An 11961-nucleotide genomic window follows, 5' to 3' on the forward strand; every position below is an offset into this window, starting at 1 on the left:
CATGATCACGGTGGCCGTACTCATGCCCGCAGGCGCCCCATCACCCAGCTGGCCAGCACCGACGCGTCACACGACCGCATCTACAGCTGCCGTGACAGAGCGGCGGCCGGCAGGGCGAACGAGCCGAGCCACGGCTTCAGCGCCTCGATCTGCGGTGCGATCGGCTCCAGTGCGTGCGTCGCGCCGACCGCCTCCAGGGCCACGAACGCCAGCAGCGCACCGCCAAGCTGCTTTGCCGCCCCGATGACGACCCAGCCGGGCCCGGCGGCGAGCACCGCAAGGTTCCAGCGCCGCTTGTTGGCTTCGGTCTTCGCGGGCATGAAGCGCAGATAGTCAGCCTGCTCACCGATCTGCGCGATGAGCGAGAGGGCGACGCCCGTACCGAGCCCGAAACCGATCCAGGAGAAGCCGGAACCCGCACCCTCCGTACCGCCGAAGGAGCCGAATGCGCCCCAGGCGTCGGGGGCTTCGAAGGCGAGCACGACGAACGGCAGGACCATGCCGACGATCCAGATCGGCTGGGTCCACGCCTGCACCTTGGCGAGCGCCCCCATGCCACGGAAGACGATGGGGATGACGATCAGCGTGGTCAGCAGATAGCCGAGCTCGACCGGCAGCCCGACGGCCTGGTGCATGGCCTGCGCCATGATCGAGCCTTCGAGGGCGAAGAAGATGAAGGTGAAGGACGCGTAGATCAGCGAGGTCAGCGTCGAGCCGAAGTAGCCGAAACCGGCGCCGCGCGTGACCAGGTCCATGTCCAGGCCGTACTTCGCACAGGCCCGGGCGATCGGTATGCCGGTGAGGAAGATGATCGTCGCGGCGGTCAGGATCGAGGCGAACCCGCTGGTGAAGCCGTAGGTGAAGACGATCGAGGCGCCGATCGCGAAGTCGGCGAGATAGGCGATGCCACCGAGCGCGGTGCCTGCGACCATCGAGGGCGACCAGCGCCGGAAGGAGTGCGGCGCGTAGCGGAGTGAGTAGTCCTCGCGGCTCTCGTCGGCGGCGAGCCTCGCGTAACTGCGCCTGGGGGGCGGTGGCGTGGCGGCCTGGGTTTCCGCTGCTTCCGGGACCCCGGCGGGCTTCGCCTCCGGGGCCTCGGTCGTCGTCGCAGGGCCGGCAGTGTCCGTCATCGGTGACTTCCCGTTCGTCAGTCCGGTGTGCGGGTACGAACGGGAAGGTAAGAGTGGGACATGACAAGCCGTTACAGCCAGTGATTGCCCTTCGGTTACGAGAACTGAGCGGGCGTTAACTCGTCATCACGGGCGCCGGACAGACCGTCCGAGTGTCGGACACGCGACAGGAACTCGTCGCACCCCTCGCCCGGCAGGGACTCGGCGTACCGGTGACCCGGCAGGGGCTCGGCACACCGGCGACCCGGCAGGGACTCGGCGTACCGGTGACCCGGCAGGGGCTCGGCACACCGGTCACCTGACGGGAAGGTGGTAGGTGATCCGGTAGCGGTCGGCGGGCACCACCACGTCCGCCGTCTCGACCGGCCGCCCCGATGCGTAGTACGTACGCCCGATCACCATCACCACATGGCCCGGCACGCCACCGAGCGCCAGGAGCTCCTCCGCCAGCCCCGGGCGCGCGCCGACCTGCTCGACCACGTTGTCCACGACGACATCGATCGCGGCCATCCGCTCGACCACCCCGCAGCCGCCCAACGGGCCTTCCTCCGGCAGCATCACCGGGGTGCGTCCCGTGATCGCGAGGGGTTCCCAGGAGGTGGAGAGCATCATCGGCTCCCCCGCTTCCCGGAAGATGTATCTCGTACGCATCACTCGGTCCCCCGGCTCGATACCGAGGCGGTCGGCGATCTCCGGGCTCACCTCCTCCTGTTCGCTGCGGGACTCCCAGGTTCCCCGCACCCCTTCCGCCGTCTGCTCCTGGCGGAACGGACTGGCTCCCGCGTCCGGCCGGTAGCCGGAGCGGGCGATGCGGCGCGGGACCGGGCGTGCGCGCACATACGTACCGGAGCCGGAGCGTCCCTCGACCAGACCTTCCGCCATCAGCACCTTGCGCGCCTCCAGCGCGACGGTGTCCGAGACCCCGTACTCCTCGCGGATACGGGCCTGCGACGGCAGGCGCGTATGCGGCGGCAGCGAACCATTGACGATCTTCTCCCGCAGATCGCTCGCAACGCGCAGATAGGCGGGCTGCTCACCGAATGTCACAGGCCACTCCCAACAGGTTGACAGTCTGCAACAGCCTGGCAACCGTCGGTTGTGGACCGCAAGCACAGGCCAAAGTTTCACCCGAAGTGATGACTGTTGGCATTGCCCTGCGCATATCCAGGCCCCAGTCGCCACAGGAATCTCGGCCACGCTCGGCCCGGTACGGCGCCGCGGAACCTCTCGATCGGGCTCGATCACCGCCAACCCCTTGACCCCTTTTGGTCCAGACCAATAGTTTCCTCACCACACAGCACGGCTCTCGCACCTCTCAGCGCACCCACAGGAACGGGCCCCATGCGTCGAAGAACCCTGTCCAGAATGGCCATTGCTGCCTGCGCCCTCTCACTGGTGGCCGGGATCGCCCCCGCCGCCTCCGCCTCCGGAGGCTCCACCTCCCCCGCCCGCACCTCCGGCTCCGCCGACTACAAGCGCGTCGGCTACTTCACCCAATGGGGCGTCTACGGACGCGATTTCCAGGTCAAGGACCTGGACACGAGCGGCGCCGCGGCCAAGCTCACCCACATCAACTACGCCTTCGGCAACGTGAGCGCCGACGGCACGTGCTTCACCGGCAATGTGCCGGGCGAGGCCGACGCCTGGGCGGACTACGTCCGTCCGCTGGACGCCGCAGGGTCGGTGGACGGCGCCGCGGACACCGACACCCAGGCTCTCGCGGGAAATTTCAACCAGTTGCGCGAGCTGAAGGCCAAGCACCCCGGCCTGAAGGTGATGATCTCCCTGGGTGGCTGGAGCTGGTCCACCCACTTCTCGGACGCGGCCCGCACCGCCGCTTCCCGCAAGGCCTTCGTCTCCTCCTGCATCGACCTGTACGTCAAGGGCAATCTGCCGGTCGACGGGGCGCGCGGCGGCGACGGCGCGGCAGCCGGTCTCTTCGACGGCGTGGACATCGACTGGGAGTGGCCCGGCTCCGCCGGCGACACGGACACGGTCTACCGCCCCGAGGACAAGCGGAACTTCACCGCGCTGGTGCACGAGTTCCGTACCCAGCTCGACGCCTATGCGAAGAGCACCGCCAAGGCGGGCAAGGGGCACGGGCACAGCAGCAGGCCCAAGCACTACGAGCTGTCGGCGTTCGTCCCCACCGCCCCGGCCAAGATCGACGCAGGCTTCGACGTCCGCCGCATCATGCGGGACTTCGACTTCGTGAACCTGCAGGGTTACGACTTCCATGTCTCCGGCGAGACGACCACGGCGCAGCAGTCCGCGCTGTATGCGAAGGGCGACTTCAGCGTCGACCAGACCGTCCGCGAATGGATCGGGCGCGGCGCCCCCGCCCGCAAGCTGGTGATGGGCATGCCGTTCTACGGTCAGGGGTGGACCGGCGTGACGGGCGGCGGCGACGGTCTCGGCCGGCCCGCCACGGCTCCCGCACCCGCCACCTGGGCGGCGGGTTACGAGGACTACAAGGCCCTCAAGAAGCTGGCCGAATCCGGTACGTACACAATCCACCGGGATGTCAGGAACGGCCACGCGTGGCTGTTCGACGGCACCACCTTGTGGACGTACGACGACCCGCAGGTCCTGCGCACCAAGACGTCGTACATCCGTCAGCACGGTCTGGGCGGCGCGATGTTCTGGTCGCTGGACGGGGACACGGACGACGGCGAGCTGATGACCGCCGTCGACCAGGGCCTCAGCCGGCGCTAGGGGTACCCGTACCCGCGAGGCCCCCGGGCACTTCCGGACAGCGAGGGTGTGGGGGCGGCCGCCGATGCGGTCGCCCCCACACGTTCAGCAACTCACGAATGCCCTACGGACACAGCATCAGAACTGCAGGGCCCAGGAGTTGATTCTCCCTGTGTCGGCCGCCGCGTTGTCGCTGACCCGCAGCTTCCAGGTGCCGTTCGCCACCTCCGACGAGGCGTTCACCGTGTAGGTGGTGATCACATTGTCGCTGCTGCCGCCCGTTCCGTACGCCTTCAGGTTGTAGACCGAACCGTCGGGCGCGACCAGGTCGATCTTCAGGTCGCCGATGTAGGTGTGCGTGATGTTGACGGGCACGCTCAGCGCCGCCGGTGCGTTGCCGGTGACCCCGGTGACGGTGACCGGCGACTCGACGGTGGAGTTGTCGCTGATGGTGTAACTCGTCGTGTTCTCGAACTTCGGTCCCGGCGGAGTCGTGGTGCCGGTGCCGACGTTCAGCAGCCGGTTCGGCGAACCCGTGCCCGGGCTGGTCACGACTCCGGTACTGGCCGCGGCGACCAGTCCGGCGGAGACCTGCGCGGGGGTGTCGCTCGCGTGGTCGGCCAGATAGAGGGCCGCGGCGCCGGCGACGTGCGGGGTCGCCATCGACGTACCGGAGATCGTGCTGGTGGCGCTGTCGCTGGTGTTCCAGGCCGAGGTGATCGACGAGCCCGGGGCGAAGATGTCCAGCACGCTGCCGTAGTTGGAGAAGCCGGAGCGGGCGTCGGTGCTGGTCGTGGAGCCGACGGTGATCGCCTCGGTGACACGTGCCGGTGACTTGGTGGAGGCGTTGGTCGACTCGTTGCCCGCGGCCACGGCGTAGGTGATTCCGGACGCGATGGAGTTGCGCACCGCGGCGTCGAGCACGGAGTCCGCCCCGCCGCCGAGGCTCATATTGGCGACGGCAGGCTTGACGGCATGCGCCGTCACCCAGTCGATGCCCGCGACAACCTGCGCGGTCGTGCCGGAGCCGCTGTTGTCGAGGACCCGGACGGCGACGATCTTCGCCTTCTTGGCGACGCCGTACGAGGAACCTGCCACGGTGCCCGCCACGTGGGTGCCGTGGCCGTAGCCGTCCTGTGCGGTGTTGTCGTTGTCGATCGCGTCGTAGCCGTACGAGGCCCGGCCGCCGAAGTCGCTGTGGGTGATCCGGACGCCGGTGTCGATGATGTACGCGGTGACACCCTCGCCGGCCTTCTCGGGGTAGGTGTAACTCTGGTTCAGCGGAAGCGTCTTCTGGTCGATCCGGTCCAGTCCCCACGAGGGCGGCGAGGGCTGGGTGCCGGAGACCGTGAAGGTCCGGTTCTGCACGACCGACGTGACGGCCGGGTCCGCGGCGAACTTCTTCGCCTGGTCGGCGGAGAGCTCGACCGCGTAGCCGTTGAGTGCCGCGCGGTAGGTCTTCTTGATCTTGGCGCCGTACTCCTCGGCCAGGGCCTTGCCCTGTGCGGAGCCCGCTTCGGCCGCCGATTCGTCGAGCGTGACGATGTAGCTGCCGCTGATGGTGCCCGGGGCGCCGGCGTTCTCGATCCGGCCTTCTGCGGCCGCCCCGGCCGCAGTGGCGGGGAACGTCGCGGCGGCGGAGAGCACGAGGGCGGCGCCGGCTATGACGCTCGCCGCGGCAAATCTTCGCCGCGCGTGGGGGGTGTGACGCATCACTGACATGTGAGGGGTCCTCCTCGATTGCGGTGCGCTGATGGGGGTTGCACAGGATGCAGAGGCAGGGACTGAGAACGGAGACAGAACGGAGAGCAGGGCGAAGATCATGGCCATGACAATCCATGGCCTTGGGCTCCGCGCTGCCCATCACCCCGCCGACAGCGAAAGATTGACCGATCCATAGGAATCCCACAAGGGCCCCGTGGGGTGCGCCATACCTTCGCCATGCGCCCGGCACACGCCTGACATGCTGGCGGGCATGGCCACCTATCTCTGCCCGCAGGACGGCACCCGCGCCGACACCACCGCCCTGACCTGGTGTTGCCCGGTCTGCCGCGGCCCCTGGGACCTCGACTTCGAACCCGCCGGACGACTCTCGTTCAACTCCCTGTCGGGACGCGTCAATTCATTGTGGCGTTACGAGGAGGCGTTGCCCCTCTCCTCGCCGGCCACCAGCCTCGGCGAGGGCCGCACGCCGCTCGTGCCGCTCACCGGCACGGTCTCCGCCAAACTCGACTTCCTGATGCCGACGCTCTCCTTCAAGGACCGCGGCGCCGTCATGCTCGCCGAACTGGCCCGCCGTCTCTCCCCCGAGCGCGTCGTCGCGGACAGCAGCGGCAACGCGGGAACAGCCGTCGCCGCTTACTGTGCACGGGCCGGGCTGCCCTGCACGGTGTACGTCCCCGAGGGCACCTCCCCGAAGAAGACCGAGCAGATCCGGGCCCACGGCGCGCATCTGGAGATCGTCCCCGGCGACCGCGAGGCCACCGCACTCGCCGCCCGGGCCGCCGCCGACTCCCCCGGAACCTTCTACGCCTCGCACGTCTTCAACCCGTACTTCCTGCACGGCACGAAGACATACGTCTACGAGATGTGGGAAGACCTCGGCGGCCGGCTCCCCGACGCCATCGCCGTACCGGTCGGCAACGGCACGCTGCTCCTCGGCGCGGCCCTGGCCACCGCGGAACTCCACGCCCAGGGCCTGATCGACGAACGGCCGGCGCTGGTCGCCGTACAGGCCGAGGCCGTGTCACCGTTGGCCGCCGCCTTCCACGCGGGCACGGACGACCTGCTCGACGGTCCCGGCCGTGCGGCAGCCCCCACACTCGCCGAAGGCATCGCCATCCCCCGCCCGCCGCGCGCACGCCAGATCCTGGCGGCGGTACGGGAGTCCGGCGGCACCTTCCTCACGGTGACGGAGGATCAGATCCGCAAGGCGCAGCTGGATCTGGCGGCCCGCGGCTTCTACGTCGAGACGACCGGTGTCGCCTGCTGGGCGGCGGTCGGCGACTGGACGGACCGCAGCGTCGTCGTACCGCTGTGCGGCGCGGGCCTCAAGACGGGCCTGGCGCCCTGACCTCGCATGCGGGCACCTGCACGCCACGACCGGCATGCAGGTGACCCTTCATGCCGGTCAGTCCGTCCAGTACGTGTCGTGCTTGATGAAGAACTCGGTCCGCTCCTCGTGCGACCACTCGGCGGCCTGAGCGACCTTCTCGAAGTACTCCTCGCGGGGCGCGCCCGGCGTGAACAGCAGCAGCATCGACGCCGGTGCGTCGGAGTCGTTCCGGAAGGCGTGCAGCCCACCCTGCGGTACGTACACGAAGTCGCCCTGCGTGGCGTCCACCCACCGCTCGCCGTTGTAGATCCGCACCGTCCCGTCGAGGATGAAGAACGACTCCGAGATCGACCGGTGGAAGTGCGTGGCCGGGCCGCCGGCTCTGGGCGCCATGTCCATCCGGTACAGCCCGAACTCGCCGTGCGTGGTCTCGGTGGTCGCCAGATAGTGGGTGGCACTGCCGGTGCGCGACTGCAGATTCGGGGCCGTGCCCGCCGGCCGGTACGTGGCGCTGATCTCCCCCTTGCCGTCCGCGTAGATCGGCTCCGGATACGACATACCGTTCTCCTCGACTCAGGCCTGTGGCTGGAAGTAGCGGGCACCCTTCTCTATGAGGTGCCCGGCATAGGCGCGCCCGATGGCAGGCTTCCCCCGGTACATCCCCACGTATCCCCGGGCACTGTCGATGACGACCGGTCGGGCGAAACAGGCGAACCGATTGCGCTGCTTCTCTTCCGCCCAGGCCATCGCGGCCGGGTCGATCCGGTCGCTGACCAGCACGGGGAAGCAGGCGACACCGGTCTGCATGCCGACGGGCAGCCCGCCCTTGTTCTTCTTGGCGTACGTGAGCACCTGCGTGGTGAACGTGTCGATGACCGGCACGGTGATCTCGGGTACGGCGGCGGCCACGGTGAACAGATGCAGGTTGGTGGCTGCCCACCGCATCCGGAAGTCGGCCCTCCGGCCGACCAGGACAGGCGCGCCCGCCCAGTCCTCCCACCGCGGCCCGCACCCGTCGGCCGCCAGCCGGCTCTCGACCGAGGCCAGGCAGTTCCGTATCGACTCTTCGCTCATGGCCGCGATTGTCCACGGGCAGGGCACTGCACGAAAGCCCGGGCTCGTCGCCGATGTCATGGAGCGCGCCGGCCCCTGGTCGCCGGCACCTGGCCGGAAGGCCTCACTCATCCGCCACAGCCGTGCCCATCAGGCCCGCCTCGGGCCTCACCGCGTTCAAGCAGCCGCCCGGGCCTGATCTGTGGGCCGTCGGTGGCAAAGCAGCCCACGTCCGCTTGCGCCTGCCGTCGGGTTCCCACGCCGCGCTGAACAATCGCCCTGGTCAAGACGTAGGGACGTGTCTCAGCGGACTGAGGGGAACGACCGATGGACAGGACGGGACATCCGGATCGCAGGACTCTGCTCGCCGGCGGACTTGTGGTCGCCACGGCCGCGCTTGCGGGGTGCTCATCGACGAGCGCCGCCCCGTCGGCCACCAGCGCCTCGCCACAAGCCCGGCCGGCCACGCCCGCCGCAGCATTCGCGAGGCTGATGGACGGCAACAAGCGCTGGGTGAGCGGAGACCTTGAACATCCCGACCGGGATCCGGACCGGCGCGAGCTCGTAGCCCAGGCGCAGGAGCCGTTCGGGTCGATCCTCTCGTGCATCGACTCCCGGGTGCCGCCCGAGCTCCTCTTCGATACCGGGCTGGGTGACCTCTACGTGATGCGCACCGGTGGGGAGGCGGTCGGCCCGGTGGTCACCGGTTCCGTGGAGTACGGGCCCATGACGAGCGGCACTCCGCTCATCGTGGTCCTTGGGCATCAGCGTTGCGGCGCCATCGAGGCGGCGTACAAGTCCATCCGCGACGGCAAACCACTGCCGGGAAACCTGGAGGCGATCGCCAAGGCTCTGCGGCCGGCATACGAGCAGGCAGCCCGGGAAGGCGGTACCGACCCGGTCGAGACCATGGCCCGCGCCCAGGTCGAACTGACCGCGGCCGACCTGCGCTCCAACGAGGACCTGGCCCCACTCGTGGGAAGGGGCGCCCTTGCCGTGGTCGGCGCCTACTACTCCCTCGACACCGGCAAGGTGGAAGTCCTGGCCGGCGCGCCTTCCTGACCGGCCGGACGGAACGGATGGGCGTGTCGGGCCGGTGCCGGTGAGGACTAACGGGACCGCCCCGAAGCAGTCGGACGTCAGCACCATGTCGGCACGGGGATGCGGAGAGGGCCGGGCTCAGCAGCGCCCGGCCCCTTCCGACCTGTACAGAACCGATCAGACGTTGAAGCGGAATGTCTGCGGGCCGGTCCTGACCTGTGACGGAGCCGCACACAGCGCGCGTTGGGTCCCGACGGTCGCTTACGGGTGTTCTGCGGACTCTCTGCGGACCGGCCGGTGCCGAGGCAGAGAAATCCATGGCACACCGGCGGGACCTGCAACGAGACTGCGCAGGTGAGCGACTGCTACCCCTGTCCCTGCTGCGGGCACCGCGTGCTCGACGACATGCCCGGCTCCTACGAGATCTGCCCCGTCTGCTTCTGGGAGGACGACGGGGTCCAGTTCCGCTGGCCGACCATGGACGGCGGAGCGAACAAGGTCTCCCTGATCGATGCCCAGCACAACTACCAGGACGTCGGCGCCTGCGACCAACACTGTCGGCAGTACGTCCGCCCTCCGGCCGAGGACGAGCCGCTCGACCCTGCCTGGCGCCCCATCGACCTGACGCGCGACTCATTCGAGGACTGGGAAGCCGAGGACCGCGCCCCGTGGCCCGATGACCGCTCGGTGCTCTTCTGGTGGCTCCCCACCTTCTGGCGCCGCGACCACCCGGCAGCATCATGACGTCCCCCATCGAGGCCCTCGTCCAACAGCTCGACGGTGACGACGACGCCTCGTACGCCGCCCGCGTGCAGCTGGTCGGCATCGGTCGTGACGCAACCCTCACGATCACCGACGGACTGCCCACCCTGGGCAGATTCGGTCAGCTGACCGCCATCGAGGTCTTCGAAGAGGTAGCGGACCGACGCTGCGGCCCCGCCCTGGTCGCCCTGCTGGACAACGACGACCCCACCGTCGGGGAATGGGCGGCCGAGGCGCTGGCAAACCTGGAGATCGACGGCGCGGTCGAGCCGCTGCGCCGCGTCTACCGCGCCTGCCTGGAACGAGCGACCCCACCGGACTGGAGCGAGCCCGTTGGCATCCGCTGGGCCCTGACCGAACTCTGCGCCCGCACCCTCGTCGTGCCTCCGCTCGCCGCCCGCCTGCACGTAATGACGGACGCTGACGCCCCCGGCCGGCCCTCAGCTCACTTCGAAGAGATCATCAACGACCTCGCCGACCACGACCAGGTGATCCTCTACTCCCAGTTCTGGCGGGTGGAGGGTGGGCGGACGTACGGAACCCCCGGAACCGGCCTGGACTGGGAGCTCGACTGGACATCGGCCTGGCGGGAACTCGTCGAAGAAGCACGCGCTTGGTCCCTGCTGGAAGCCTCCGAAGCACCTGTCGGCGAGAACATCTTCGTCGCCATCACGTGGATCGACCGCACCGACCTCCACCCCTGAGCCCTCCCACCGCACGAAAGGTGACCACATGCCGTTCCAGCACCCCGAGGAGATCGGCTACGGCCACGTCATCAAGCGCTATGTGACGAGGAAGGACTCGGAGCACGCGCGCTACCTCGAACTGAACGGCTCACGCTTCCTGCGCCCGGGGTGGCGGCACGCCAAACGCTTCACCCACCATCTGGTCGACGACGCCACCACGATCACCGACGCCGAGCTGGAAGCCCTCCTGGGCTTCGAGTGGCGCGTACGCCTCACCGCCGCATGGCTGATCGGCATCAGCCGCCGCACCACCTTCCGCGAACGCATCGGCGGCCTGCTCCTGGACAGCGTGGTCTGCTACTCCGGCAAGGGCTACTGCTTCGCCCTGGCCCGCCTCGGCAGGCCAACCCCATACGCCGGCCTTGCTGCGCAACATCTCCAGCGCATCCGGGAACGCGGCCAACTCGGCCGCCCCCACCGCCCCCAGGAACGCGGCACTGTCACCGCAGTGGAACAACCACCGCGGGTCCTGCAGCGACGCTCAGCCCACCGAGGCGGCCGGCAAACGACAGGCGCGCCCCGCTACCCAACTGCCCACTCTCCCTACACCTCTGGAGGGTGCACCTCCAAGATCGACGCCGTCCCGCCGGCCACCGCGGTCTCGTACAGCGTGATCCGGTCGCCCGGGGCGAGGTGCCTCCACCGCGCCGGCGTCAGGGGCAGGAGGCGCACTGGAGCCCGAGCGCCGGGCGCGAGGTCGGGAGCGAACTCGACCCACACGCGGGCGATGTCCAGGTCGGATGCCCCGTCCTCCCTCCGGTGGCCGATGTCCCACATCGGCCGCAGCACCCCAGCTCCGGGAATCGGAGTACGCCGGAACGTCTCACCAGCAGGGAGGAGTACGAGATCAGCCCGGATGACGCCCACTCGCGTCTCGACACCCCGCCACCGGCACCACTCCCTGCTCCGTTCGAGCCCCAGCATCACCGCCGCGCGTTCCAGCTGCTCCCAGAAGCCCGTCGGCACTGTCCATCCGTCACCCAGTTCCTGGAGCAGGTCGAGCGCCACTTCCCACTCGTCGTGCGCGAGGTAGTCCCAGACATCGGAAACAGTGATGTCGTTGTCGATGGCAACGCCTTCGGGCACCAGCAGCGAGGCGGCCTCAAGTATCCCCACGACATCCATGCGCCGATTATGGATGAGCAGAACAACACCCCCCTTGACGGCCGCAATCGCTAGGGCCTGTCCGGCGGATCTTGCCGCCGCGGCGTGCCCTGGCAGGCACTCCCCCAAGGTCTTAAGGACCAGGGGCCCCCTCCGGCGCTGTCGTCGGTCGCCGACGCTCCGCGTCGACTCGCTCCTCCGCCTTGCATCTGCACGCACCAGACCCCGCTCGTCAGCACCGAGGCGGCGAGGTCACTCCATGCAACCTGATCTGCCGGTCAGGCCCTAGTAGGGCTTGGTCAGGTCAGTGTTGGTGGTGCGTGTCCTGTGGGTTCAATGTGTCGTTGAATGCGTGTGACTCCGGAAGAAATTGCGT

General features: G+C 68.9%; 11 protein-coding genes and 2 pseudogenes. 7 read left to right on the forward strand and 6 right to left on the reverse strand.

The window, feature by feature from the left end:
* Positions 1–95: 95 nt before the first annotated feature.
* Positions 96–1130: pseudogene (locus ABZV38_RS37180) on the reverse strand (hypothetical protein); the annotation flags it as partial.
* Between the two features lie 152 nt (positions 1131–1282).
* On the opposite strand from ABZV38_RS37180, the gene ABZV38_RS37185 reads away from it, so the two are divergent.
* Positions 1283–1432, forward strand: coding sequence for a hypothetical protein (locus ABZV38_RS37185; protein ID WP_356332973.1), 150 nt, complete (start codon positions 1283–1285; stop codon positions 1430–1432).
* Here the strand turns inward: ABZV38_RS37185 and ABZV38_RS37190 are convergent.
* Positions 1425–2177 (reverse strand): GntR family transcriptional regulator, encoded by a 753-nt coding sequence (locus tag ABZV38_RS37190; protein ID WP_356332975.1) that lies wholly within the window; start codon positions 2175–2177, stop codon positions 1425–1427. The genes ABZV38_RS37185 and ABZV38_RS37190 overlap by 8 nt on opposite strands.
* A gap of 294 nt (positions 2178–2471) precedes the next feature.
* Here ABZV38_RS37190 and ABZV38_RS37195 point away from each other — a divergent pair, with 294 nt between their 5' ends.
* Positions 2472–3845, forward strand: coding sequence for a glycoside hydrolase family 18 protein (locus tag ABZV38_RS37195; RefSeq protein WP_356332978.1), 1374 nt, complete (start codon positions 2472–2474; stop codon positions 3843–3845).
* 117 nt (positions 3846–3962) lie between these two features.
* On the opposite strand, the gene ABZV38_RS37200 is transcribed toward ABZV38_RS37195, so the two are convergent.
* Positions 3963–5546: a S8 family peptidase gene (locus ABZV38_RS37200; RefSeq protein WP_356332980.1), complete on the reverse strand. Its 1584-nt coding sequence runs from the start codon at positions 5544–5546 to the stop codon at positions 3963–3965.
* Between the two features lie 253 nt (positions 5547–5799).
* Here ABZV38_RS37200 and ABZV38_RS37205 point away from each other — a divergent pair, with 253 nt between their 5' ends.
* Positions 5800–6897, forward strand: coding sequence for a threonine synthase (locus ABZV38_RS37205; protein WP_356332982.1), 1098 nt, complete (start codon positions 5800–5802; stop codon positions 6895–6897).
* Positions 6898–6954: 57 nt separating this feature from the next.
* Here ABZV38_RS37205 and ABZV38_RS37210 read toward each other — a convergent pair whose 3' ends face one another.
* Complete coding sequence (locus ABZV38_RS37210; RefSeq protein ID WP_356332984.1) at positions 6955–7437, reverse strand: cupin domain-containing protein; 483 nt, start codon at positions 7435–7437, stop codon at positions 6955–6957.
* A 15-nt stretch (positions 7438–7452) separates the two neighbouring features.
* Positions 7453–7953 (reverse strand): levansucrase, encoded by a 501-nt coding sequence (locus ABZV38_RS37215; protein ID WP_356332986.1) that lies wholly within the window; start codon positions 7951–7953, stop codon positions 7453–7455.
* A gap of 306 nt (positions 7954–8259) precedes the next feature.
* On the opposite strand from ABZV38_RS37215, the gene ABZV38_RS37220 reads away from it, so the two are divergent.
* From ABZV38_RS37220 to ABZV38_RS37235, 4 genes and pseudogenes are all read left to right on the forward strand, one after another.
* The gene (locus ABZV38_RS37220) at positions 8260–8994 is read left to right on the forward strand and encodes a carbonic anhydrase (RefSeq protein WP_356332989.1); all 735 of its coding nucleotides are present in this window, start codon (positions 8260–8262) and stop codon (positions 8992–8994) included.
* A gap of 333 nt (positions 8995–9327) precedes the next feature.
* Positions 9328–9717, forward strand: a complete 390-nt coding sequence (locus ABZV38_RS37225) for a CPCC family cysteine-rich protein (protein ID WP_356332991.1) — start codon at positions 9328–9330, stop codon at positions 9715–9717.
* Positions 9714–10439: a HEAT repeat domain-containing protein gene (locus ABZV38_RS37230; RefSeq protein WP_356332993.1), complete on the forward strand. Its 726-nt coding sequence runs from the start codon at positions 9714–9716 to the stop codon at positions 10437–10439. Before ABZV38_RS37225 ends, ABZV38_RS37230 begins: the two co-directional genes overlap by 4 nt.
* 28 nt (positions 10440–10467) lie before the next feature.
* Positions 10468–10788: pseudogene (locus ABZV38_RS37235) on the forward strand (DUF6000 family protein); the annotation flags it as partial.
* Positions 10789–11024: 236 nt separating this feature from the next.
* On the opposite strand, the gene ABZV38_RS37240 reads toward ABZV38_RS37235, so the two are convergent.
* Positions 11025–11606 carry a hypothetical protein gene (locus ABZV38_RS37240; protein ID WP_356332995.1) on the reverse strand — a complete coding sequence of 194 codons (582 nt, stop codon included), beginning with the start codon at positions 11604–11606 and terminating at the stop codon, positions 11025–11027.
* Positions 11607–11961 lie beyond the last annotated feature (355 nt).

Origin of the sequence: Streptomyces sp. NPDC005181, from assembly GCF_040608395.1 — a bacterium.
In the GTDB taxonomy this organism is placed as follows: Bacteria; Actinomycetota; Actinomycetes; order Streptomycetales; family Streptomycetaceae; genus Streptomyces.